At 70.0% G+C, this 23,086-nt stretch carries 20 protein-coding genes; 7 read left to right on the top strand and 13 right to left on the bottom strand.

Annotation, left to right across the window (positions count from 1 at the left end; translation table 11 throughout):
- Positions 1-32: 32 nt before the first annotated feature.
- Positions 33-953 (bottom strand): LysR substrate-binding domain-containing protein, encoded by a 921-nt coding sequence (locus WMF36_RS25160; protein ID WP_437573290.1) that lies wholly within the window; start codon positions 951-953, stop codon positions 33-35.
- A gap of 116 nt (positions 954-1,069) precedes the next feature.
- On the opposite strand from WMF36_RS25160, the gene WMF36_RS25155 reads away from it, so the two are divergent.
- Positions 1,070-1,288, top strand: coding sequence for a hypothetical protein (locus WMF36_RS25155; RefSeq protein ID WP_437573289.1), 219 nt, complete (start codon positions 1,070-1,072; stop codon positions 1,286-1,288).
- Here WMF36_RS25155 and WMF36_RS25150 read toward each other — a convergent pair.
- The 4 genes from WMF36_RS25150 to WMF36_RS25135 all read right to left on the bottom strand — a co-directional run bounded on the left by WMF36_RS25150 (position 1,261) and on the right by WMF36_RS25135 (position 5,514).
- The gene (locus WMF36_RS25150; RefSeq protein WP_437573288.1) at positions 1,261-1,497 is read right to left on the bottom strand and encodes a hypothetical protein; all 237 of its coding nucleotides are present in this window, start codon (positions 1,495-1,497) and stop codon (positions 1,261-1,263) included. The genes WMF36_RS25155 and WMF36_RS25150 overlap by 28 nt on opposite strands.
- 530 nt (positions 1,498-2,027) lie before the next feature.
- Complete coding sequence (locus tag WMF36_RS25145) at positions 2,028-4,091, bottom strand: OPT family oligopeptide transporter (protein ID WP_437573287.1); 2,064 nt, start codon at positions 4,089-4,091, stop codon at positions 2,028-2,030.
- A 128-nt stretch (positions 4,092-4,219) separates the two neighbouring features.
- Entirely contained in the window at positions 4,220-4,822 is a 603-nt protein-coding gene (locus tag WMF36_RS25140) for a hypothetical protein (RefSeq protein WP_437573286.1), read from the bottom strand.
- Positions 4,823-5,091: 269 nt separating this feature from the next.
- Entirely contained in the window at positions 5,092-5,514 is a 423-nt protein-coding gene (locus tag WMF36_RS25135; RefSeq protein ID WP_437573285.1) for a hypothetical protein, read from the bottom strand.
- Between the two features lie 184 nt (positions 5,515-5,698).
- On the opposite strand from WMF36_RS25135, the gene WMF36_RS25130 reads away from it, so the two are divergent.
- On the top strand, positions 5,699-7,159 hold the full coding sequence (locus tag WMF36_RS25130) for a thioredoxin family protein (RefSeq protein ID WP_437573284.1): 1,461 nt from the start codon (positions 5,699-5,701) through the stop codon (positions 7,157-7,159).
- Between the two features lie 413 nt (positions 7,160-7,572).
- Here the strand turns inward: WMF36_RS25130 and WMF36_RS25125 are convergent, their stop codons facing one another.
- From WMF36_RS25125 to WMF36_RS25115, 3 genes are all read right to left on the bottom strand, one after another.
- A complete protein-coding gene (locus WMF36_RS25125) occupies positions 7,573-8,409 on the bottom strand; it encodes a hypothetical protein (RefSeq protein ID WP_437573283.1) in 837 nt (278 codons plus the stop codon).
- Between the two features lie 404 nt (positions 8,410-8,813).
- Positions 8,814-9,935, bottom strand: coding sequence for a cytochrome P450 (locus tag WMF36_RS25120; RefSeq protein WP_437573282.1), 1,122 nt, complete (start codon positions 9,933-9,935; stop codon positions 8,814-8,816).
- Between the two features lie 227 nt (positions 9,936-10,162).
- Positions 10,163-11,194, bottom strand: a complete 1,032-nt coding sequence (locus WMF36_RS25115; protein WP_437573281.1) for a terpene synthase family protein — start codon at positions 11,192-11,194, stop codon at positions 10,163-10,165.
- A gap of 923 nt (positions 11,195-12,117) precedes the next feature.
- On the opposite strand from WMF36_RS25115, the gene WMF36_RS25110 reads away from it, so the two are divergent.
- Positions 12,118-13,023 (top strand): terpene synthase family protein, encoded by a 906-nt coding sequence (locus WMF36_RS25110; protein WP_437573280.1) that lies wholly within the window; start codon positions 12,118-12,120, stop codon positions 13,021-13,023.
- Between the two features lie 258 nt (positions 13,024-13,281).
- Here the strand turns inward: WMF36_RS25110 and WMF36_RS25105 are convergent, their stop codons facing one another.
- The 3 genes from WMF36_RS25105 to WMF36_RS25095 form a co-directional block, all read right to left on the bottom strand.
- Positions 13,282-13,893 carry an HAD family hydrolase gene (locus WMF36_RS25105; protein WP_437573279.1) on the bottom strand — a complete coding sequence of 204 codons (612 nt, stop codon included), beginning with the start codon at positions 13,891-13,893 and terminating at the stop codon, positions 13,282-13,284.
- Positions 13,894-14,040: 147 nt separating this feature from the next.
- The gene (locus WMF36_RS25100; RefSeq protein WP_437573278.1) at positions 14,041-14,886 is read right to left on the bottom strand and encodes an aldo/keto reductase; all 846 of its coding nucleotides are present in this window, start codon (positions 14,884-14,886) and stop codon (positions 14,041-14,043) included.
- 171 nt (positions 14,887-15,057) lie between these two features.
- Positions 15,058-15,993 (bottom strand): PP2C family protein-serine/threonine phosphatase, encoded by a 936-nt coding sequence (locus tag WMF36_RS25095; protein ID WP_437573277.1) that lies wholly within the window; start codon positions 15,991-15,993, stop codon positions 15,058-15,060.
- 89 nt (positions 15,994-16,082) lie between these two features.
- Here WMF36_RS25095 and WMF36_RS25090 point away from each other — a divergent pair, with 89 nt between their 5' ends.
- The 4 genes from WMF36_RS25090 (at position 16,083) to WMF36_RS25075 (ending at position 21,614) form a co-directional block, all read left to right on the top strand.
- On the top strand, positions 16,083-16,988 hold the full coding sequence (locus WMF36_RS25090) for a phosphotransferase family protein (protein ID WP_437573276.1): 906 nt from the start codon (positions 16,083-16,085) through the stop codon (positions 16,986-16,988).
- Positions 16,989-17,368: 380 nt separating this feature from the next.
- Positions 17,369-19,198, top strand: coding sequence for a protein kinase domain-containing protein (locus tag WMF36_RS25085; RefSeq protein WP_437573275.1), 1,830 nt, complete (start codon positions 17,369-17,371; stop codon positions 19,196-19,198).
- Positions 19,199-19,258: 60 nt separating this feature from the next.
- Positions 19,259-20,563, top strand: a complete 1,305-nt coding sequence (locus WMF36_RS25080; RefSeq protein ID WP_437573274.1) for a sigma 54-interacting transcriptional regulator — start codon at positions 19,259-19,261, stop codon at positions 20,561-20,563.
- 247 nt (positions 20,564-20,810) lie between these two features.
- Positions 20,811-21,614 carry a hypothetical protein gene (locus tag WMF36_RS25075; RefSeq protein WP_437573273.1) on the top strand — a complete coding sequence of 268 codons (804 nt, stop codon included), beginning with the start codon at positions 20,811-20,813 and terminating at the stop codon, positions 21,612-21,614.
- On the opposite strand, the gene WMF36_RS25070 is transcribed toward WMF36_RS25075, so the two are convergent.
- Positions 21,577-22,194, bottom strand: coding sequence for a glutathione S-transferase family protein (locus WMF36_RS25070; protein WP_437573272.1), 618 nt, complete (start codon positions 22,192-22,194; stop codon positions 21,577-21,579). The genes WMF36_RS25075 and WMF36_RS25070 overlap by 38 nt on opposite strands.
- Before the next feature lie 127 nt (positions 22,195-22,321).
- Positions 22,322-23,086, bottom strand: a complete 765-nt coding sequence (locus WMF36_RS25065; RefSeq protein WP_437573271.1) for a YkgJ family cysteine cluster protein — start codon at positions 23,084-23,086, stop codon at positions 22,322-22,324.

Raw genomic sequence — 23,086 nt, 5'->3', positions numbered from 1 at the left:
CGACGCTCCCCATCTCGGACCCTCACCCGAGCTCACGGCGCCGCCTTCGCCGTCCCCGCCGCACCGGAGCCCATCGCCTTGGCCAGCGCCGCGACGAGGACGCGGACCGCCGCCCGCGCGGGCGTTGCGTACACCGCGAAGATGGCGCGCTTCGATGTGCCGTACTCCGGGAGCACGCGCCGCAGCGCGCCGCTCTCGAGATGCTCCTGGACGACGTAATCGGGGAGGTTGGCCAGACCCAGGCCGGCGACCGCGGCGTCGCGCAGCGTCACGGTGTCGCTGGAGCGGAACGTGCCGCTCACCGGGACGACGCGCTCCCCCTCGGGACCCACGAGCGTCCACCGGGCGACGGGCTCCTGGTTGAGCGTGATGCAGTCGTGGTCGGCCAGGTCCTCCAGCCGACGCGGCGTCCCGTGGCGCCGCAGGTAGCGAGGGCTCGCGCAGAGCACGCGCCGGTCGTCGGCCAGCCGCCGCGCGACAAGCGATGCGGGGGAGATCGCGACGGTCAGGCGCACCGCCACGTCGATGCGCTCGGCCACCAGATCGACGAGGCGATCGGTGATATCGAGATCGATGCGGAGCTCCGGGTACCTCGCGCGGCAGGCCAGCACGGCCGGCGCGACGCGGAGCGTGCCGAGGATCGGGAGCGCCGAGATGCGCAGCGTCCCGCGCGGCGTCCCATCGAGATCCGCGACCGCGCGCTCCGCCTCCTCGACGTCCGCGAGGATCCGGCCTGCGCGCTCGGCGTAGAGGTGCCCTGCCTCCGTGAGGCTCACGCGGCGCGTGGTGCGCCGGAGCAGCTGCACGCCGAGCCGCTCCTCCAGCCGCGCGATCTGCTTGCTGACCGACGACGACGTGAACCCGAGGGCCTTCGCCGCCGCCGAGAAGCTTTGCCGCCGCGCGACCTCGAGGAACGCCCTCATCTCACCCAGGTGACCGCCCGCCGGATCCATGCCATTCGTTCCTTCCGCGACGCAATCTTCGTCGGCGGACCAGGATTATCACGCAGGCGCCCCGGATCTAGCTTCCTGGAGCGCGAGGCGGCTGCCTCGCCGCGAAGGAGGGATCCATGCTCACGCAGTCTCGCGGCCACACGGGTATCGCGCTGTTGCTCTTCATCCTGGCCTCTGCTCTGGTCGCAGATCACGTCGCGGCGCCGCTCACGGCGCAGGGCGGGCCGACCCCGCTGCGCGCGGGGGGTGACCTCGGGCAGGCCGACCCATTCCACCCCGCGCGCGACGCCGGCGCCCCGGCGGCGGCTCACGCCACGCGGTCGATCGCCCCCTGAATGCCCTCCTGCTTGGAGCAGTGCGCACAGCAGTAGAACGCCCCGCCGGCCTCGATGCCGTGCCCCACGATCCTGCAGGCGCAGTGGGCGCACACGGGCGCGAGCTTGTGAATCGCGCACTCGAAACAGTCGAACGTGTAGGTCGTGCCGCCCACCATGATCTGGAAGGCCTTGTCGTAGCTGTTGCCGCAGCAGTCACACGTGTTCATGGAAACCTCTCGATGGTTAGGGGATGACGTTACGCCGCGCTGAAAGCGGAGCCGGCCGTCGCGATCACACCGGGCTCCCTGGGCGGCTGCCCCGGCGCCGGCGGGTCTTCGATCTCCGGAGAGCGCTCTCCGGGCGCGGGAGGCGGGGGCGGGGGATCCCGACGCGCCGGCTCGCCCGGATCCGGGTCGCGCCGCGGCGGCTCGCTCGGCGCAGGATCCTGCACCGGCGGACCCGGTTCGGGATCACCGACCGGCGCGGGGCTGGGCGTTCCTCGGGACGGGGGCGCATTCACCGGCATGAAAGGTCCTCTCCTCGCGCGTCCTACGTTGAGCTCGGTTTGACGCGATGCAAACAAGGCTGCATGAACCGCGCCACGAGCGCTTCCGAGCGGAGCGCCTCGACGGGGCGACGCGCTGCGCCCACCGTGGCTCGCCGTGGGCCCCGAGGGCGCGCATTCCTGTCACACTGAGGCGCCGCTGCAGGCCGCCGCGAGCGGGCCGGATGGGCCCGCCCGGCGACGGGGGGCGCCTCACTTCGGGAGGAAGTCGAGGAGCTGCCCGAGCGCCTTGGTGAGGCTCGCGGCTTCCAGCACGTCCGGCAGCACAAGCACGCCGAGCACGCTCAGGCCGATGCCCATCAGCGAGCCCCCGGCGATCACGCCCGCGCAGATGGCCTCGGTGTTCTCGGCGGCGAGCGCGTACCAGGGCCGCTTGACCGGCGCGGGGGGCGCCTCGGTGAGCCCACCGGGCCCCGTCGCGCTCAGCCGCGCTTCGCGCTCGTTGTGCTCGCGCGTCTTGTGCCATGTCGCGGCGCGCCGCTCGATGAGCCAGAAGAGGAACGAGCCGAGGAACATCGACCAGATGTCGGTGAAGTTCAGGATGAACGCGAGCCCGAGGGCGACCGCGGAGAGGGGGAATCGGTTCTTCGTGATCTGCTTCGTGACCTCGACGACGATGCCGACGATCGCCCCGACCACCACCGCGGACTTGGCGGTCGGGTGGAGGAAGTCGATCCCCTTCATCAGCACCTCGGCGACGGCCTTCCAGGTGAGCGCGCTCGGGACCGGCAGCCTCTCCGTCCCGTAGCGCCCGATGTCCCCCTGGATGAGCACGAGATACCAGACAGGCACCGAGAGCACGAGCCCCGCGACCGCCCCGAGCACGTGCCCCAGCGCCTGGTGGCGCGGCTTGCCGCCGAGCATGTAGCCCGGCTTGATATCCATCAAGAGGTTCGCCGTGTTGCTCGAGACCTCCGCCGTGATCCCGGCCGTCATCAGGTTCGTCGTGATGTTCTTCGGCGCGAGGACGCCGTAGGTGAGCTGCGTCAGCTTGCCGAGCGCCCCGACCGGGGTGATCGCCGTCATGCCCGTCGAGTTGACGGCGATGAGCGAGAAGATGAACACGAGCGGGATCGCGAGCACCCCGAGCCACCAGGAGATGCCGAACCAGAGCTCCCCGAGCACGACGACGACCAGGCCGACGATGGGGATGCCGATGATCGACAGCTTCACCGGCAGCTCGATGTCCGCGAGCACGTCCCTCGCTCCGCCCTTCTTGGAGAGGCCCTGGAACGCGTCGAGGATCACCTTGGGCTTGGAGAAGAAGGCGTAAAGCGAGGACGTCGTCATGCACGCGACGCCGCCCCAGAGCGCCCAGAGCGTGATCTGCCCGAACCCGTAATGCCCGTTCCTCGGCAGGATGATCCCGTGCTGGATCAGGAGGGGGGCCAGGATCCAGTAGTTGAGGACCCCTCCGAGGAGGAGCGACGCGCCGGTCCGGATGCCCATCAGGCCGCCTGTGGCGACGAAGATGATGCTTGTATCGAAGCGGATCGTGAGCTCGTTCAGGGGGATGCCCCGGATCGCCGGCGAGACGCCCCATCGCTTGATCAGGTCGGCGAACCAGCCGTGATAGAAGAGCTCGTCGTAGTAATGGGGGATGCTCTTCAGCGCGAAGAGCGCGCGCATCACCTTGTCGTCGCGGAGGAGCTCGAGGGCGGCGCTCGCGAGGCCGCCGCCGAGGAGGAGCTTCGCCTTGAAGAGCCCCTCCTTCGCGTCGCTCTCGTGCAGCGCGTCCATGACGACGCCGGCGGCCATGCCCTCGGGGAAGGGGAGCTGCTCGTCGTTGATGAAGCGCTTCTTCATCGGGAACGCGAAGAGCACGCCGAGGATGGCGAGGATGAACATCCAGATCATCGCCCGGCCCATGGGGATGATCGTGGTCGTGACCATCGAATAGGCCGCGAGGCTCGTGAAGAGCGGCGCGTTCATGTATCCGGCCGACGTCGCGATGGACTGCATCGCGTTGTTCTCGAGCACGGTCATGTCGCGGCCGAGGCCCAGCCTGGAGAGCACCTTGAAGAGCCCGAAGGCCAGGATCACGCTCGTGATCCCGACCCCGAGAGACCAGCCGGTGCGCGCGCCGATGTACAGGTTCGTGAGCGAGAGGAACGCGCCGAGGAGCATGCCCGTGATCGCCGAACGCCACGTGAGCTGAGGCATGTCGCCGCGGTAGACGTTCTTCAGCCACCATGTGTCCTTCTCTTCGAGGGACATGGTGTGAATCTGCTCGGGCGTGAGCTGCTTGATGGCCATCCGGCGACCTCCGCGCACCTTGTACCATGGTGAGCGACGCCTCGTGCAGCTCTTCGCCGAGCGCCCTCGCGCGCGCCCCGGACTCCGCGGCAGCGACGGAATTGCTGGTCTCGTGTCGCGAAGCCCGCTCAGTCGCTATCGCGTGCGTTGCCGGCGAAGGCGTCGTCCCGGTTGGCGAAGAGCACGTTGAACGTGGTGAGCGTGCCGTAACAGCCGGTGATGTACGCCTGGAGCTGGACCTTCTCTGCGTCGGTCAGCCCCTCGTGCGCGTTGATCTTCTGCTCCAGCACGCGGAGCTTGTCGCGCAGCATGACGATCTTGTGGAAGAACACGTCGAGCGGGATGCGCTTCTCGGCCGTGCCCTCCTTCCCCGGCCGGAGGACGATCTCCCCGCCTTCCCAGCGGCCACCCATCTCGGCGCGGCCGACGCCGAGCTCCTCGGACAGCACCTCGCGCAGCACACGACGGAACTCGTCGATATCCATGTCGATGTCGATCTCCCTTGGCAGCGGCGAACGGAGGGGCTGCGGCGCGGCTCCGGGACGGCGCTCCGGCGACGGCGCCCGCTCGGCCGGCCGCGACCTGCCGCCCGAGCCGCGCGGCTGGCCTGCGGCCCGGGGAGGAGGAGGCGGCGGCGGCGCGCCCCTGGCCCGATAGCGGCCGCACGTCGCGGTCGCCTTGATCGGCGGCGGGTACACCTCGAGGGCGCAGTCGCCGACGCGACCGCGCACTGGATCCTCATGCACCCGGGTGTATGCCGCGCAGCTTCCGCACCGGCCCGCGTAATCGTTCACGGCGGCGGCACTGTACCAGCTTTGCGTGCGTCCGGGGGGCGCATTGTCGGCGCAGGGTCGAGCTTGCCAGCGACGCCGCGCTCCGGCCGGGATCCCGCGCGCGCCGTCCGGGCAGGCTCACCGCCCGCGCCGCCGCTCCCTCGCCGGCCGCCGGCCTGACGCGCGCCGCAGCCGCGTCGCGGGGCTTCGAGTCCTACCAGGCGGGCTCAGCCATGTTCACGGGCGAGCTGCGCCCGCCGCCTGGCCAGCCACGCCCGCGCCTCCGCCTCTTCGTTGACGAAGTGAGCGGCGACGTCGACCCCCGTGGCGATCGCATAGCCCCGGAGCACCAGCTCGGTCATGACCCTCCCCGCGAAGGTCACGCGGTAATAGACCACCCCGCGGATGGGCGGCACCCTGCCCGATTCCTTGATGACCCTTTTCCGGGACTCGGCCGGAACGCGGCCCAGCTGGACCACGTCGCCGGTGACCAGCATGTAGCTCTGCCCGGCCAAATGGGACGCGATGAAATCGAAGAGCCGCACCACCTCGTCCGGCGAGATGTCGCCCCGCAGCAGCAGGTCCACGGTGTCCTCGTGTTCACCGATGCGGACCGTATGCTCCCCTATCCTCAGCACGCGCGCGATCATGTGGGCTCCCCCTGATGTGTTGTGCTGGCGTCCCTGGCAAGCTGCGCCGCCGCCGCCCCCCCTGAGGGCGAGCACGAGGTCGGCCTACGGTAAGTATGTACGCGCCGCGCCGACGGCCCGTCAACGTGGGGGTTCGCCTGTCGCAGGGAGGGCGAGACCGCCGCTGCTGGGCTACCCTTTGCCCGTGCGTTCCCCGGCCTCGCTCTCCGCTCTCCTCGCTCTTGCCTCGCTCGCCGCCTGCGCCGCCGATTCGTCCCCGCGGGCGTCGGCGCCCCCGGCCGCCGCGGCGTCCCCGCCCGCCGCGGCGGCGTCCTCGCCCGCCGCCAGGCCGGAGCCGGCGGCGGCGGCGCGGCCGCCGCTCGAGTTCATCCGTGACGACCTGCCGGGGGCGCGCGAGAAGGCCCGGGCCGAGGGCAAGGCGCTGTTCGTCGATGCGTGGGCGCCGTGGTGCCACACCTGCCTGAGCATGAAGCATTACGTGCTGACCGATCCGTCGCTGCGCCCGTTCGCGGAGCGGGTGGTGTTCGCCGACATCGACACGGATCGACCGGAGAACGCGCCGTTCCTCGAGCGGCACGAGGTGACGGTGTGGCCGACGTTCTTCGTCCTCGAGCCGGCGGACGGCGAGGTGGTCGGGCTCTGGCGGGGCGCCGCGTCGGTGCAGGAGCTGCGCGAGCTGCTCCGCGAGGCGCTGCACGCGATGGATTCCCGGGCGGCCTCGGCGCTGCCCGCGGACGACCCGAACCGCCTGCTGGTCGAGGCGAAGCGGGCCCACAGCGCCGGCGATCACGCGGCCGCGGCGTCCGCCTATCAGCGCGCCGTGGCGCGGGGCGGCGAGGCGTGGCCGCGGCGCAGCGAGGCGCTGCTCGGCCTCCTGTCGGCGCTCCGCCGGAAGGACGCCGCGGCGTGCGCGGACCTCGGCAGGGCGCACGTCGGCGAGGTGAAGGGCGCGGCGCTGCCCGCCGATTTCGCGAGCGTCCTGCTCTCCTGCGCGGCCGCGCTCCCCGACGGCAAGGCACAGCGGGCCGCGCGCGAGGCCGCGGTCGCCCGGCTCAGGTCGATCGTCGAGAGCCCGCCGGCGGACTCGAGCGCCGACGACCGGGCCGACGCGTGGGGCCTGCTCGCCGAGGGGCTCCAGGCGCTCGGCGACGCGGCCGGCGCCCGCGCGGCGAACGAGTCGAAGCTCGCCGTGCTGGAGCGGGCCGCGAAGGAGGCGAAGGCGCCCGAGGCGGCCGCCGCGTACGACTACGGGCGGGCCATGGCGTACCTCGCGCTGTCGCGCGGCGACGAGGCGGTCGCGATGCTGAAGGAGCGCGAGGCGCAGATGCCGGCGTCCTACGAGCCGCCCGCGCGGCTCGCGCAGGTGCTCCACGCGATGGGCCGCGAGGCGGAGGCGCTCGCCGCGGTGGAGCGCGCCATCGGCCGCGCCTACGGTCCGCGCCGGCTGCGTTACCTGAAGCTCCGCGCGGAGATCCAGCAGCGGCTCGGGCAGGGCGCGGAGCAGGTCGCGACGCTGCGCGAGGAGGTGGCCGGCTACGAGGCGCTCCCGAAGGGCCTCGCCAGCCAGGCGGCGCTGGACGACGCGCGGCGGCGGCTCGCCGAGGCTGAGAAGGCGCAGCGCGGCGGCGGTGCGAGGAAGCGCTGACGCGGGGGCGCGCGCAGACGGCCGCGACTAGAACACCAATCATGTTGAAACCCGGAGAATTTTCACAGGGAGGCGAGGAGGCGGGGAGGAAGAAAAAAAAGAATCTCTCCCTCTCGCCGTCTCTCGCTCCCCGCCTCCTCGCCTCCCTGTGAAATTCCTGCTTTTTTTCGGGGTTTCAACCCGTTTGTCGCTCTAGTACTACAGCCGCACGTCACGGAATCACCGCGGATTACGATGAGCGGGCGGACGATCGTGACGCCTTGCTTGCTCGCGCGGGTGCAGCCCAGCTCGTTGGGTGCTCGCAGACGTGCGGCTGTAGTACTAGGCCTGTCCCCCGGGCGCCGCCGGCCTTGTCGCTTCACGCCCGGTGCGCCCTCCTCTGCCGTGGGCACCCGTCCTTTCCGGGCACCCGTCTACGGGCAGCCGCCGTCCACGGCCACCCCGGTCGCGCGGAGGTGCGCGGTCGCGGGCTCCGTCGGGAAGGTGGCGGTGATGTCCACGTCGAGGGTGCACGGCTTGGTGGTTCCCCCCGAGAGCTCCATCGACAGGCTCCCGATGGCGTCCGTCGCGAGAACGGCCTCGCCGGCGGGCCTCATCTCCTCCGGCGTGCAGCCGGCCGCCCCGCTGGACATCTCGATGCGCGTCACGACCCAGACCTTCGGGAGGGTGGCGACGTCGAAGCCCGCGGGCGCGCTCTCGGTCGGCGTTTCGGCGTAGAGCGTCACGCACCGGTCCGCCTCCGGCTCGGCCTTGTAGACGACGAGGTGATCGAGCCCGCCGGGCCAGTACGTCGCGGTGTAGTCGCCGCCCACGGGCTCGATGCAGGAGGTGTTCTCCGAGACGTCCACCCCGGCCTGGTGCGCGCCGCACGCATTGCAATAGAACTGGCCGTCGCACCCGCAGACGCCCGGGCAATCCTCCGGACAGCCCCCGGGCCGGGCGGAGCACTGGCCCTCGCTGTCGAACGTTCCGCACGAATCGTCGGGGAAGTCGCAGTATTCCTCCGCGCCGCAGATTCCCCCGCTGCGCCCGCCACAGGCAACCGGCGTTCCGCCGCCGCTCGAGGTCGAGCTGGTGTCGCCGCCGGCACCCCCGGTGCCGCCCGCGCCGCCGGCACCCCCGGTGCCGCCCGCGCCGCCGGCACCCCCGGCGCCGCCCGCTCCGCCGCTGCCGGGCGGGATGTCGACGGAGCCGCCGCAGGCGGCGAGGAGGAGCCCGGAGAGAGCTGAGCGGAGGAGTGCATGGTTCATGGGCGGAGTATGCCACGACCGGCCCTGGGCCAGGAGCGGCCCCGCTGATCAGCGGAACGAGGCCAGACCTGCGGAGCTCTCGATGGAGAGAGCCGTCGAGCCGTCGGAAGGTGTCCAGGTTGAAAAAATCCGATGGCGTACTCTCGCGTCTTAACGGCTTGATCTGCTCGTCGTCCTGGACCGGCGCTCGGCGGACGAGGAGACGTTGACCCAGTGCCACACCGCAACGAAGGGCGTAGCTCCCGAGGGCGTCCTCGACGAGCTTGTCGGTGGCCTCCGTCTCGAGACCGCCCCATCGCCCTCACGACGAACCGGTACGGGACACCGTCGGCAGGAGAGTGCGGTGACGCTGCGGAGCGAGAAGGCGGGCACGCCGCAGCCGTGGACGCCCCTCGGTCGATCGACTACGCGCGGTCGAACTCCATCCACAGGAGGGTTTGATTGCGCGAGAACAGCGACGTGCTCCACGCGGAGCCTCGCTCGTGCATGCGGAGCCCCTGGATGCGCGGGAGCAGCTCCTCGAGGCCGATGCGTCCCTCCGCCCGCGACAGCGCGGCGCCGATGCAGAAGTGGGCGCCGAGGCCAAAGGACAGGCCAGCGTTCCGCTGACGCTTCAGGTCGACGCGGTCGGGGTCCTTGATATGACGATCGTCGCGGTTGGCGGAGCCGATCAAGGCGAGGACGATGGAGCCCCGCGGCAGCGACACGCCGGAGAGCTCGGTGTCGGAGGCGGTCAGGCGTGTCGACGCTTGCAGCGGCGGATCGAAGCGCAGCATCTCCTCGATGAAGGAGGGGATCGCGGTCGGCTCGGCGCGCAGTCGGGCGAGCAGCTCCGGGCGTCCGGCGAGGCAGCGGAGCGATGAGGCGAGCAGGCTCGCGATCGTGTCGTGCCCGCCCTGGAGGACGATGGCGAGGAAGCTGATGAGCTCCGCCTCGCTGAGCCGCTTGCCGTCAACCTCGGCGTCGAGCAGGTCGCTCGCCAGGTCGTCACGCCGGCTGCGCCGCCGGTCGGCCAGCACCTCCCTCAGGTAGCTCTCGATATCGGCGATGACGGCGCGAATGCGCGCATGGTGCTCCGGCGGCGTGGCGGGGTGTATGCTGAAGAGGGCCTCCGACCACGAGACGAAGAGTCGGCGCAGCGCCGGGTCCAACCCGAGCAGCTCGGCGATGGCGACCCCCGGGAGCTCGCTGCTGAAATGCTCTTGCACCTCGATGGGCTGGCCGCTGACGATGCTGTCGGCGAAGCGCCGGGCGGCGGCGCGGACCAGCGGCTCGACGCGCGGGACGACGCGGATCGAGAATGCCTTGTTCACCAGGGCGCGGAGCTTGGTGTGCACCGGCGGGTCCAAGAGCGCGAGCGAGTCGGCCACGGGGTTATGTCCGAGCCATGACGGTCTCGTCGCCTCGCGCAAGCCCGCAGACGAGAACACCGCGCTGTCGCTCAGGACGGCAGCGACATCGTTGTAGCGGCTGACGGCCCACAGACCGCCAGGCTCGACCTGACACACCGGCGCGCTCTGGCGCATCTCCGCGTAGATGGGGTATGGGTCGTTTCGCGCCTCAGGCGCGAGAAGATTATATCGTTTCGACATGTACGGGCTCATGTTGGTGGCATTTCAAGAGCTATGGATGGCCGGCGCGGCACCCGCGGAACGTCGAAACCTATGGGGAAGGATCTGCGCCCATCGCCGCTGTCGACGTCGAACGCGCCGCGTCGTCGCGGCCGGCGGCTCTCCGCGGCGCATCGAGGCCGTCACGAACGCACGAGCTCGAGGAATGGTGAAGTCGGCGATGAATAGCGACCCGACGTTAAATGCCAATCCGCGCTCCCCTCGATCCAGGCGGTCATGCCCGCGATGAACCGCCGCAGCGCTCCGTCTACCTCGCGGCCAAACGAAGGCACCCTCGCGGCCATGCGCAAGAACTCGTCGTGGCGCGCGTTGATCATGTCGATGCACAGCCGTGTGGCATTCACGAACCCGATCTTGTGGTTGACCATGACGACGTGAACGAGGTTGTTGGGGCTATGGTTCCAGAGCACCTCTTTCTCGTACGAGAAAATGTCGTTGTGCAGGCTGCTCGCCTCCTCGCACAGCCCTCTCATCCTGAGTATGTAGGGATCGTGCCACAGCCAATCAGGAATCTCACCGCCGCATGTCATCTCAGTGATTCGGATTACGGTTCCAAGGCCGCTGTCCCTGACGCGCATGGCAACGTATTCCGACACGCCGGGGACGTGCTGACAAATCTGGTTTTGAGCCGCCTTGAACGTGCCGTTGAACAGGTAATCCTCGACCGAGTCGCTGAAGCGGAGCAGCCACCGCTCACTCGCTAGGTTGAGAAGCAGTTTTCTGATGTGGAGCGCGTACCTCGCCAGCGGCTCGCCCTGCTCGACGCCGTAACGGAGCGAGATGAGCGAATTGATCGCTACTTTCTTCATCTCTTCGAGCCTGCCCGCATAGCGACCGCAGATGCTGTCCACCATGTCGTCGAAGCAAAACAGCCACATGTTCCAGTCGTTGCATGCCTGCAGCTGCTCGAGAGAGGCAGTTGGGTACACATGAGCACAGAGCGATGCAAAATTCGCCTCGTCGTACGTCCGGACGTGTTCTTCGTCGTGCAACAAGCCAAGGTCGAGGAGGATCTTCTTGGTCTGCGAGTTGATCGGATCATAGTCTTGGCGCGGAGGGTCCGTCTTCCCAAGACAAGCCAAGGTGGACACGCGCGCGGCCCCCGTGCTGCCGACCCTCGAGAAGGCCTCGCCATCACGTACTGCTTGAATCATCACTCTTGCTCTCTGTGTAAAATTGCACACGATTCGTGACAATAAAGGCGATCGAATCTATCGGTCTCTGAACGAGACCCTGAGACGCCAGGTGGCGCGACGCGAACGCGCGCTCCGGCTGCGCCGTCACGGGTAGCTCGACGAGCACGAGGCTGAAGAACGCAGCAGTGGCAGCCGGGGCTGACGAGGGGCTCGCCGGGCCTGGTCTGCGCGATGTCGACGGCGCCGCTGCAGGCTATGCTTGACCGTCATTCTAGTCAGCTGGCGACGAGACAGGCGTCAGGGAGCCGCGACGAGGGCTCCGCAGGACCGCCGGTCCATCAAGTCGTCGCCATGCAGCTGGGGCATGAGGGGGGTGGCGACTGTTCCCCTGGTTCGGGGCGTCCGAGACATCTTCATAGTAGCACCGGTCCAGCGAGCGGCACAATCGGTATTCGATGAGCGGAGCCGATGTCGTCGCACCGTAACGATGCAGCCATCGCCATGTGCCAGACCGCCCGCGGATGGCTGTGACGCCGGCGATGCTCGGCGGGGCGGCGGCCTCAGCTCGCTCGGCTCCGGATGAGCAGCACCATGAGAATCGCGGGCATGCGCCGGTCTGCTCGATTCCTCGCAGGGCTCAAGACAGGGCTCGAGGAGAGCGCCGAGGCTCACCAGCGCACACGACTCCGGACGATGGCCGCGCCGTTACGGCAGAGTGACGCTATCCATCGAGGATGGATTTCGATTGTCTGTGCTGCTGGGACCATGCTACTTGGAACGCTGTAGTCGGTTCGTTGCTCGGTGCATGGCCGATATTTCTTTGTGGTTCACATATGTATTATTGTAATGATCAGGAGCTCTGGTGTCCCTTTGGTTCCGAGATCAGTCCACACGCCGCTGCCGTCGATCGCGGGTCATTGGAGTGGGCAAATAATTTCAATTTGATCAAGCGGAACGGAGCGCTGAGTCTTGCGCGGCCCATCGAGTACGGTCTGCTCGCCGCTCGCGCCTACCCCAAAGCGGAGAGGGAGCGCCTCCAGATCGCGGCTGACTGGGTCAGCTGGCTGTTTCTGATGGATGATGAGTGCGACGAAACCGGCGTCGGCGGCGATCCTGAGCTGCTGATGTGCATGCACGAGCGGCTGCTCGCCGTTCTTCGAGGCGCGCCGCCGTCTACGAACGATCATCGACTCGTGCGTTCCCTGCATGATCTGAGGACGCGGATGGCCCAGTGTGACTCTTCGGCATGGCTGGCCCGCTTCGCGCACGCAGTCGAGGAGTACTTCACAGCAAACCGCTGGGAGGCCAAGAACCGCCTGCTCGGCGTCATCCCGAGCGTGTCTGACTATCAGGCGATGCGAGCGCACACCGGGGCCGTGTTCGCTTGTTTCGAGCTGACACAGATCACTGACGGTATCAGACTTCCTGTTGAGGTGCGCCAGCACGTGGGCGTGCAGCGGCTGGCGTTGCTGGCCAATTGTGCCATCTGCTGGTGCAACGACATCCTCTCGGTGAACAAAGAGTCGAGGCAAGGGGACGTGCACAACCTGGTGATTGTCCTGCAGAATGAGCGTCGACTGAGCAACGATGAGGCGGTGCGCGAAGCGGTGCGTGTGCACAACGAGACCGTTCGTGCGTTCGTCGAGCAGGCGACAGCGCTGGATGGCTTCGGCCCCGAGGTGGACGCGGAGCTGAGCCGCTACATCGATTGCCTCCGCTGCTGGATGCGTGCCAACCTGGACTGGTCGTGGACGGCTCTACGTTATCGGCGCGCGGTCGCTGAGAGCTCTGGGATGCTCTCCTTTGCGCTTCCTGAAGTCTCCTACGTCGCGAGCGCCGCGAGCTAGCGAGGGGACGACGGCCGGGCGCGCGGCGCCCGCGGGCAGCGACGTGTCGACCTCGACCTTGAACATCGAACGCTGCTCGAAGAAGACCGGCGAGGCTTCGGTGTAGACCGTCGCGCCGCAACGAGGGTCGTCGCCGCCGGCGAGGGGCGCCTCGGCCCGGGTACGGTCGAGTACCGGATTATGGCCGTCGTGAACTGAAGACCGGCTCGCGGAGGCCGGCTTCGGCCTACGCTGTCTCCCGCGGCTCTCCGGCGTGGATCAAGGATCCGGCCGCTCGGCGCGGAGCGCCCGGGGATCGACGAGGACCCACTGCATGCCCGCCGCCCGCGCGGACTCGATCCCCAGCACGGCGTCCTCGAAGACCAGGCACTGCGCGGGCTCGACGCCCAGGCGCTTTGCCGCCTCGAGGAACGGGTCGGGCGCCGGCTTGCCCCGCGCGTAGTCCTCCGCCGCGACGACCACGTCGATGTACCCGCGGAGACCCAGGAATTCGAGCGTCTTCTCCACCGAGGCGCGGGGGCTCCCCGAGACGACGGCGCGCTTCGTGCGCGGAGGAGGGTCGCGGAGCGCCGACACGACCTCAGGCACGCCTCGCACGGTCGGCATCAGGCGGTAGTACGCGTCTTCCTTCGCCGCGGAGATCTCGCCCAGCGGCATCCGCAGCCCGTACTTCCGGTTCAGGAGCTCGACGATCCGATCGGTCGGCATACCCGCCCAGCCGTAGAAATCCTCGTTGGTGAGCTCGCACCCGTGCGGGGCGAGCGCCTCGAGCCAGGCCCGATGATGGACCGGCATGGAGTCCGCGATCGTCCCGTCGCAATCAAAGAGGTAGGCGGCAAAAGATCCGGAGGGGAACACAAGTCCAGGCACAGGCCGGATCCTTAGCACATCGGTCGGCCTCCTGCGGTTGCTCCTTCTGCTCTCCCTGGTCCAGAGAGGGGCCCTGCGCGCGTTCCTCGTGCAGCGAAGACACCGGCTGGGGGATCCTGGGCCATCGCCGCACATGAGGGCTCTTTCCTAGAGCGTCGGCAGCACGCCGCGGTCCCGGCCGAGCGGGAACGCCGTCTCCAGGCGGGCGATGTCCTCGCCGGTGAGGCGCAGATCGCCCGCGGCCGCGTTGTCGAGCGCGTGCGCGGCGCTCGCGGCCTTCGGGATCACGAAGACCGGCTGGCGGCGGAGCAGGAAGCGCAGCGCGACCTGCTGCGGGGTCGCCTTGTGGGCGGCCGCGATCGACGCGAGCACCCTGCCCGCCGTGCTGTTCGGCGCCGGGAACCGGCCCGAGCCGAAGGGGCTGTAGGCGACGACCGCGATGCCGTGCCGCTCGCAGAGCGGCAGCACGCGGTGCTCGATCGCCCGCTCGAGCAGGTGATAGAGCACCTGGTTGCAGGCGATCTCGTGCACGCCGGCGATCGCGATCGCCTTCGAGAGCTCCGCCTGGTCGAAGTTGCTGACGCCGAAATAACGGATCTTGCCCTGAGCCCTCAGGTCCTTGAAGGCGCGAAAGGTCTCCTCGAGCGGGTGCGATCCGGGCCAGTGGAGCAGATAGAGATCGAGCCGGTCGGTGCGGAGCCGCTCCAGGCTGCGCTCGCAGGCGGCGAGCGTGCCGGAGTAGCTCGCGTTGGTGGGCAGCACCTTGGAGACGAGGAACACCTCGTCGCGCCGCCCCTCGATCGCCTTGCCCACGAGCGACTCGACCGCGCCCGAGCCGTACATCTCGGCCGTGTCGATGTGCGTCATGCCTGCGTCGATCCCCCGCCGGATGGCGTCGAGGCAGGCCGCCTCGTCATCCGCCTCCATCTGCCAGGTGCCCTGTCCGACGACCGGGATCTCGACGCCCGTAGAACCGAGGTTGCGCTGCTCCATAGAACGATGACCCTCCGCTGCGTCCCGAAAAGACAGCATGCGGCTCCCCCCTCTCCGAGGCGAGCCTCCGTCCGGGTGGAATCGCTGAATTCACTGCGGAAGGCAAGCGCCCGAGCGCCGCGCCAGCCGCCGTTGCGTCGCGCGCCGGCGTGAGGCGCGCGCTCAGGGCGTTCACATCATCCGCCGCCTCGGCAGCACGTCGTCGTCGCGGCGGGTAGTTCCTTCAGAAAATCGAGCAATTTCGATGATTTCCATGTCGCCGTCGCGGGCCGGCGGAGCGAGCCACGGGCCGTCGAACCGCGCGACAAGCACGGTCACGTTGTCGTGGCCTCCGGCGGCGAGCGCGGCGTCGATCAGGGCGCTGGAGGCCCCCATCGGGTCGGAGTGGGCGTCGAGCGCGGCGGCGATGTGCGGATCGTCGATCCGATCGCTCAGCCCATCGGTGCAGAGCAGCAGGGTGTCCCCGCGGCGGAGCTCCACGGCGGAGAGCGCGATGCTCAGGTTCTGGCGGAGCCCGAGGGCCTGGAGCATCACGCCCCGGTGCTCGAAGGTGGCGGCCTCCTCGGGCCTCAGCTTGCCGCTCTCGAGCAGCGACTGGACCAGGGTCTGGTCGCGGGTGACCTGCGTGAGGGCGCCGCTGCGGAGGAGGTAGGCGCGGCTGTCGCCGACCTGCGCGAGCAGCAGGCGCTCGTCGCAGAGCGCGGCCACGGTGGCCGTGGTGCCGCTGCTCCGGTGCTGCGGGCCCCTTCGGGCGTTGTCGAGGACGGCGCGCCCGGCCGCGCCGAGCGCCTCGAGCAGGCTGCGCTCGAGCGCGTCGCTCGAGCGGGGCGCGGCTCGGCTGAGGACGGCGTGGACCGTGCGCGCGGCGAGCCGGCTCGCCGCGTCGGGGGACGACGCGCCGCCGGAGCCGTCGTAGACGCCGAGCGCCAGGGCGAGCGGCGGCTCCACCGACGCCTGGGCCGCCGCAGGACCGTGGGTGAGCCCGCGCGCGAGGTCGCTGATCAGGAAGGCGTCCTCGTTGTGATCGCGGCTGAGCCCGACATCGGTTCGGGCCGCCACGGTGATCGACGCAGCGTGCTCGACGGCGGACGAGCGGTACACGGGCATGCGTGTATCGTACTCCGCCGGCGGCGTCCGAGGGATGGCGCCGGCGCTTGCCGCTCGACGCGCCGCGCGCTCCGTGCGTGAACGGGCGCATGAGGCTCGTCCCCAACCCCGAGCGCGCGTGGGCGCGCCCAGCGCACCTGGAGGCCCCGGCGGGCGCCGCGATCGACCTGACGCGCGCGGAGATCGCGCGGCGCATCGGGCCCTTCTCCGGCGAGATGGAGGTGCTCTCCGGCGGGCTCGTCAACATGAACGTGCGCCTCGGATCCGATCAGGTGCTGCGGGTGTACCGGCGAGACCCGGGCGCGGCGCCGAAGGAGGCCAGCCTGCTCGCGCGGGGCTGGAGGTCGTTCCGCGTCCCGGCGGTCCTTTCGGCGGGCGAGGATTTTCTCCTTCTCGAGCACGTCCCCCACGGACCGCTCCAGGACACCGCGGCGTGCGGTGCTGCGGTCGGGCGCGCGCTCGCCGAGATCCACGGCGTCGGCTTCAACAGCGCGGGCTTCCTTGGGCCTGATCTCGCCGTCGCCGCGCCGTTTGCCGACTGCATGGGCGCGCTTCGGGGCTATGTCGCCTCGGTCCTCGACAGGCTGGACCCTGCCCTGCGCGGCGAGCTGAGCGAGCGCGTGAGCGCCTTTCTCGACGCGAACGCTGGGGCGCTCCGCGAGCTCGCGTCCGTCTCCGTGCTCCTGCACGGAGACTTCAAGGCCTCGAACCTGCACTGGCTGGCGTCGGGCGAGCTCCTCGTGCTCGACTGGGAGTTCGCGTATGCCGGCCCGAGCCTGATGGACGTCGGGCAGCTCCTGCGCTGGGGACCGGGGCCCGAGTTCGTGGCGGCGTTCGCGGGCGTTTACCGCGAACACGCGCCGCTCCCCGAGGAATTCGAGCGCTGGGCCGCGGCCTTCGACCTGTTCAACCTGGTGGGGTTGCTCGAGGGGGTGGCGCCAGGCTCGCGCAGGGCCATCGATATCCGCGGCCGGATTCTAAAAACCATTCGATAGGAGAGTTGAGCTAGGCTGAACGCACGACGGGAGATCGTCCGATGCGCTGTCGGCAGCTGGCGTTTGTGCCTCCAGGCGGGGCATGCGCGTGAATGACCCTGAACAGACCTCGCGCTCCTGGGTGCGCTCCGCTCGCCGAGAGCGACGCAAAGAGGTCTAGATGTTGCTGCGATGAGCCCCTCAGCAGCCCCACGTTCACCTCCACGGGATCGGCGCTGCATCGCCAGGGGAATGAGGACACACAGAATGGGTGACTCCTCGCGTGATGTGTGCGGGGCGGATCCAAGAGGTCGGGCCAGGGTTTCACGTGGGCGAGCGCTCCCAGTGCCACCTCGGGATCACCCCTTCTGTTGGCCAGAACGCTGCGGTAACTATGGACCGTGCAGCTCCACCCCGGCGTCCGCGTCGACCGCTACACCCTGATCGAACCTCTCGGCCGAGGAGGGCAGGGCGCCGTCTGGAAGGTCCACGATCCGCTCGATGGGAGCCTGCGCGCCCTCAAGCTGTTCTTCCTCGGCGGCCTCGATGCAGGCGCCGCGGAACGTGCCCGGCGCGAGGCAAGAGCCGTCGCCGGCGCCGTGCATCCGGCGCTGATCCCGTGCCGCGCCCTCTTCGAAGCGCCTGCGGACGGCGTTGTGGGGCTGGTCTTCGACTTCGTGCAAGGCCAGTCGCTAACGGACGCGGCGGTGCGGATGTCGCTCGCTCAGCGCGGTGCCGTGCTGGCCCAGGTCGCGACCGCGCTGGCGCATGTGCATGGGCTGGGCCTCTTGCATCGCGATCTGAAACCCGCCAACGTGCTCGTCACGGACGCGTTCTGGAGCACCTCGGATGCTCCCGGCAGCGTGCGGCTCATCGACTTCGGGATCGCCGCGCCCGCCGGAAACCCGAGGCCGCTGACGGCTACGGGCGCGGTCATCGGCACCGTCGCGTACCTGTCGCCCGAGCTGCTCGCGCCTGGGCTCTGGCTCCCGCTGCGCGAAGGCTTCACCCGCGACGTGTTCGCGTTCGGGGTGCTCGCGTGCGAGCTGCTCTGCGGAGCACATCCGACTGGGCTCTCTCCGGATGCGCCGGTCGAGGCATTCGTCGATGCCTATGTCGCGGCGGAGCAAGGACATCGCCCCTGGCCGCCCCAGGTGCCGGACGCTCTCTGGGCCGAGGTGATCCGCGCGTGTCTCGAGATCCAGCCGCGGCGGCGGCTAACCCATGGCGCGGCGCTCCTGCAGAGGATCGACATGGCCGCGGAAGCGTGCCCGGGACGGCTGCGCGTCGCGTCGCCGCGCGCGAGCGCGACGGATCCGCACCTTGGCCCGACCGAGCTCCAGGTGCAGCCCGGACGAGCTTCCTGGTCCGGAATCCGTTCGAGCGACCCGCCCCGCACCACGCCGATGCCCTCGCCGCCCTCCGCGGCGCTGCGGCCCTCCGCCCCGACGCTCTCGCCGGCGCCTTCCACTGCTGGGCCGCGGCGGTCTGCCGTGACCCCCATCCCCGCACCGAGCCTGCGCACGGTGCACGCGGAGCCGACCTTCAAGCCTCGGTCGCCCGGCAACGTGGGGCAATCGGCGCTCCTCCTGGCGCTGGGGCTGGCGCTCGGGGTTGCTGCTTCCGCAGGCGCCGCGATGCTCGCAAGTCGTGCGGATCCGGAGGCCGACGAGGTTGTGCCCATCCTTCCGCCCGCTGCGCCGGGCGTTGCCTCCGTGCGGCCCGATCCGCTCCAGGTCGCGCCGCCGAAGCCGCCTGAGGTCACGCCGTGCTGCAGAAAGCAGGGAGACTGTCTTTCCACGGGGATGACCTGCCTGCCGGCGCCGTGCGAGGACGTCCCCTTACCGGATCGTGCCTGGTTGCTGCGGCTCATCGGGGTAGCCCGGCAGCCGGAGGGCGAAAGCGGGTTCAGCGAGGACATGGCCAAGACCCACCCGGCCGCAGAGGCATGCGTGCACCGCAAATCCACTGGGGAGGAGATCTGCATCCCGTTCACGCAGGACCCGACAGCCCGGAGCCAGCCCGATCGACTGCAGGTCACGACGGCCGAGCTGGCGCGCGGCGACGTCGTGGTCCGGGTGATGGAGGCAGGTATGCCGCTTTCGGAGGGGCGCGTCGCGGCCAACTACGACGGGCTCAGGAGCGGCGTGCTGTGCCAGGGCTTGCTGCTGTACGTCGGAGAGAGGACCAGCGCGTCGGTGCGGGTCGCCGTAGCGTTGGACGCAGAATGAGGAGGGGCACACGGCACGCTCGCTAGGGAGCCGCCTCGGCCGTACGATGAGGCGGGCGCCATGACCACCCGCCCGCCGCGCGATGTGCCCACCGACGAGCACCGGCCCCCGACCGGCACACGCCGGGATCGGGGCTCTCCAGTGCTGCTTGCCGCTTTTCCCGCCAACGTCGTCGTGCCTCTGCCGTCCCCCGGCGTCTCGGCGGGGCGAGCGTGGCTCGCGGCGGCGGGTCTCGACGATACGAAGGTCTCGTCCAACCACCTTCGCCTGACGCGGGCGGGAGGGCGGCTCCAGGTCGAGGACGTGGGCTCGCGCAACGGGACATGGCTCGATGGCCACCGGCTCCCAGCACGTGAGCCGGTGCCGCTCGAGGATGGGTCCGTCTTGCGCGCGGGCGAAACCCTGCTCGTGTACCGCGAGACGTACACCGGGCGAGCCGAGCCGGCGCCCGCGATCGGCGGCCTCTCGGGGCCGTGGGGGCTCAGCGCAGCGCGCGCTGAGCTCGACCGGCTGACGAAGCGGCCCGCGCGCAACGTGCTCATCACAGGGGAGAGCGGCACGGGCAAGGAAATGCTCGCCGAGGCGGTCGTGCTGGCGCTCGGGCGCTCGAGAGGTCCTTTCACGCGCGTCAACGTGGCCGGCATCGTCGCAAGCGTGTTCGAGGGGCAGCTCTTCGGCTGGGAGCGCGGGGCGTTCTCGGGAAGCGGCGCGAGCAACCCTGGGCTGCTCCGAGCGAGCGCCGGAGGGGCGGTGTTCCTCGATGAGATCGGGGAGCTGCCGATCGAGCTGCAGCCCAAGCTGCTGCGGGTCCTCGAGAACCAGGAGGTGCTCGCGGTGGGCGCGACGCAGCCGGCGCTCGTGGATATCGCCATCATCGCGGCGACCAACCGCCCGCCGGAGGAGGCGGTCCAGCAGGGGAGGTTCCGTCTCGACCTGTTGGCGCGCTTTCCGGTGCGCATCGCGCTGCCGCCGCTGCGGGAGCGACCGGAGGATGTGTTCGCGATCCTGCGGGCGCTCTGGGAGCGCTCGCACGGGCCGCTGGATCTGGGTCGCGTGCGGGTGGACGTGGAGGCGGTGGAGCTCATGATGCTCCACGACTGGCCCGAGAACGTGCGGGGGTTGGGTCGGCTGGTCGCGGCGGCCGATCCGACGACGGGGCTCAAGCTCTCGATCGTGGAGCAGTTGCTCGGCGTGCGTGCGGCGGCCGTCGCAGCGCCGCCGCCGACGCGGGAGGCGATCCTGGCGGCGCTCGACGCCTGCGGCGATAACCAGGTTCAAGCGGCGAAACGTCTCGGGCTCTCCCGAGGTCAGCTGCTCCGGCGGCTCAAGGCCATCAAACAAGCGCAGCGCGTACGAGCTGGGTAACGCTCATGCCGATGACCTCCTGTCGCGGGCCGCGCTGGAGCACCCGGCATGCCGACGGCGCGCTGTGCGTTTCGGGGCTCGCAGCCCGCACCCGAGATGCCGGCGCACCGCTCTTCGAGCTGCCTCGCAGCTGATCGCGATCACCCGCGCGGCCGCATGTTCTGAGCGCGATCACCTCGCGGTCGAGGAGCCTGGCTGGGCAGCCGCCCTCCGTCGTGCGTCGTCCTGCGGCGATTGGATGCTGCGCGTGTTGGTGTCTTTCGCGAGACACTGGCCGGCGATTTGCATTTCGGCCGATATGATGGCCCCCACCTCACCTGGTTCCGTGTCATCTTCTTCCGCATCGAGCTCCGTATCGAGCCATTGGCAAGCTGTGCTCGCGGCGATCGCCCTCGCGGTCCTGTCGTTCCTGATCGCGGCGCCGGTCACCTTGCTCCTCCTCGTCCTTTGGGCTGCTGTCGTGGCCGTCGCTGGCGCAGGCCTCCTCGACGCGACTGGAGGCATGGATCCACGGGCCGTCGATGCCGCCATCGACCTTACACACGTGACGCTCGCCTTCACGTCTGGGATGGCCTTTGCAGGCAAGCTCGTCGAGATCTGGTTACGCCGTTCGAGCGCTGTCGCGAGAGCATGGCTTCCGCGCGCTCCGTGGCTCTTCCGGCATCCCTTTGTCGGCCTGGGTTGCGTGCTGCTGAGCGTTGATCTCGTGCTTCTGCCGCTCGCGTACGCGGGCGTCATCACGGCGCCGAGCCCGATTCGTGGCGCAGGCGTCATCGGAGGGGCAGCGCTGCTCGTGATCCTTGCGGCTTGCGCGCTCTTCAGAGCATGGTGGAGAACGACGCGCGCGCTCTGGGCCCGGGCGCGCCGCTCCTCGTTCGTTGCAGGCGTCGTCACGGCGTGCGGCATCATCGTCGCCCTGGGCGCTTGCGCTCTGGCGAGCGCTGTTGCAGGCAGCTCCTTCACGCGGCCCGCGGGCACGGAGGGCGGCCCCGTTCAGGACGGGGCGACGGCGGTCAGGACGAGACCTTCACCCAGGCCGGACGCGCGCTGATGCGCTTCCACCAGGCCGCGACGTTCGGCCGGTCGGTGATGAGCTCCTCGACCTTCGACATCACGAGACAGTGGAGGTACGGCGTCCACGAGACGTCGGCCAGCGAGTAGCTCGAGCCCGCGAGGTACTCCTGGCTGGCCATCGCCCGGTCGACCACGTCGAGCGCCCGCGCGATCTCGGCCCTGGCCGCGTCGACGACGGACTCGTCGCTCTGCTGGCCGCGCATCGGGTGGATGACCCTCTGAAAGACGATCTTGACGGCGGGTGTGGAGACGTACGATTGCTCCACGCTGAGCCACTGATCCATGAGCGCCCTCGCCCTGAGCTCGGTCGGCGTCAGCGAGGCGCCCGGGAGCTTCTGGTCGAGGTAACGCATGATCGCCCTCGACTCGTAGAGGGAGAAGTCCTCGTCCTCGAGCACCGGGATCACGCCGAAGGGCTGGCGCGCGAGGTGCGCGGGCTGCTTCTGCTCGCCCTTCATCAGGTCGACGAGCTCGAATTGCGCCTCGTGACCCTTCTCGGCGAGCACCGTCAGCACCTTGCGCGTACACGTGCTCATGGGATGTCCGTAAAGCTTCATGGAGTCTCCTTGTCCTGTGTCCTGCCGTGAGGCGCCGACCGGCGGCGACCTCCGCGGCGCGCCACAGTAAACGGATTTCTTCGCCTGACAACGCCGGGATGGCGGCGGGACGGCCGGCGGCGGGCGATCACGCCTCGCGCCGCCGGTCCTCCTGCCACTCGGCGTCGCGGGCCGCGGCGAAGACGGGGAGGCGCGTGAGCCACCGCTCGCCGGCGTTCGGGCGATCGAGCGCGATGCGCAGCGCGGCGATGAGCTCCAGCGGCGCGGCGTCGAGGCCCAGCTCCCTCGCGGCCCAGCCCAGGCCGGCGAGGACGGCGTTCGCCACCTCGTAGCCCGGGCGGTGCATGGGCGCCGTGGGGACGGCCGCGGGCGCGGCGAAATGGCGCTCGCACGCCGCGGCGTCGAGGGAGGTCCAGCCCGCGCAGACGACCGGGCGGACGGCGTGGACCGAGCAGGCGCCGCGCTCGTCGAGGAGCGGGCAGGGGACCCCGGCCTCGGCGCGCTCGAGCCGGGAGAGGCCGCGGGTCGCGGTGTCGGCGGCGCGCACGCGCTCGGCGAGCGCGGCGAGCTCCGCCTCGGTCCGGGTGGCGCGCAGGTGGGCCGCGATGCGGAGCACCTCCGGCGCCAGCACGAGCACCTTGCTGACGCAGCAGGTCGAGCAGCCGGCCCTGCAGGCGATCGGCCGGGTGGGCGGCTCGGCGGCCACCGCAGCCTCCTCCAGCGCCTCGGCGCGCGCGAGCGCCGAGGCCGCGGCCGCCACGGCGCCGGCCTCGGTGCGCTTTCCGAGCGAGAGCGCGAGGGCGGCGCGCTCGCCGTCGGCGATGCCTTCGAGGACGGCGGGGGTGTACCGCGTCCCGGGGGCGAGCGGCAGGACGCGCTTCTGCCGGGACAT

This window comes from Sorangium sp. So ce887, from assembly GCF_051521455.1.
In the GTDB taxonomy this organism is placed as follows: domain Bacteria; phylum Myxococcota_A; class Polyangia; order Polyangiales; family Polyangiaceae; genus Sorangium.
The sequence above is the reverse complement of the archived record's forward strand: the minus strand, read 5'-3'. Positions and strand labels throughout refer to the sequence as shown.

What these genes read in the sequence shown, in the direction of transcription:
- WMF36_RS25115 (WP_437573281.1), bottom strand. Translation starts at nt 11,194, where the DNA reads ATGATTCAAGCAGTACGTGATGGCGAGGCCTTCTCGAGGGTCGGCAGC.
- WMF36_RS25145 (WP_437573287.1), bottom strand. Translation starts at nt 4,091, where the DNA reads ATGGCCATCAAGCAGCTCACGCCCGAGCAGATTCACACCATGTCCCTC.
- WMF36_RS25135 (WP_437573285.1), bottom strand. Translation starts at nt 5,514, where the DNA reads ATGATCGCGCGCGTGCTGAGGATAGGGGAGCATACGGTCCGCATCGGT.
- WMF36_RS25095 (WP_437573277.1), bottom strand. Translation starts at nt 15,993, where the DNA reads ATGCCCGTGTACCGCTCGTCCGCCGTCGAGCACGCTGCGTCGATCACC.
- WMF36_RS25065 (WP_437573271.1), bottom strand. Translation starts at nt 23,086, where the DNA reads ATGTCCCGGCAGAAGCGCGTCCTGCCGCTCGCCCCCGGGACGCGGTAC.
- WMF36_RS25125 (WP_437573283.1), bottom strand. Translation starts at nt 8,409, where the DNA reads ATGAACCATGCACTCCTCCGCTCAGCTCTCTCCGGGCTCCTCCTCGCC.
- WMF36_RS25070 (WP_437573272.1), bottom strand. Translation starts at nt 22,194, where the DNA reads ATGAAGCTTTACGGACATCCCATGAGCACGTGTACGCGCAAGGTGCTG.
- WMF36_RS25155 (WP_437573289.1), top strand. Translation starts at nt 1,070, where the DNA reads ATGCTCACGCAGTCTCGCGGCCACACGGGTATCGCGCTGTTGCTCTTC.
- WMF36_RS25150 (WP_437573288.1), bottom strand. Translation starts at nt 1,497, where the DNA reads ATGAACACGTGTGACTGCTGCGGCAACAGCTACGACAAGGCCTTCCAG.
- WMF36_RS25090 (WP_437573276.1), top strand. Translation starts at nt 16,083, where the DNA reads ATGAGGCTCGTCCCCAACCCCGAGCGCGCGTGGGCGCGCCCAGCGCAC.
- WMF36_RS25160 (WP_437573290.1), bottom strand. Translation starts at nt 953, where the DNA reads ATGGATCCGGCGGGCGGTCACCTGGGTGAGATGAGGGCGTTCCTCGAG.
- WMF36_RS25120 (WP_437573282.1), bottom strand. Translation starts at nt 9,935, where the DNA reads ATGCGCCAGAGCGCGCCGGTGTGTCAGGTCGAGCCTGGCGGTCTGTGG.
- WMF36_RS25100 (WP_437573278.1), bottom strand. Translation starts at nt 14,886, where the DNA reads ATGGAGCAGCGCAACCTCGGTTCTACGGGCGTCGAGATCCCGGTCGTC.
- WMF36_RS25080 (WP_437573274.1), top strand. Translation starts at nt 19,259, where the DNA reads ATGACCACCCGCCCGCCGCGCGATGTGCCCACCGACGAGCACCGGCCC.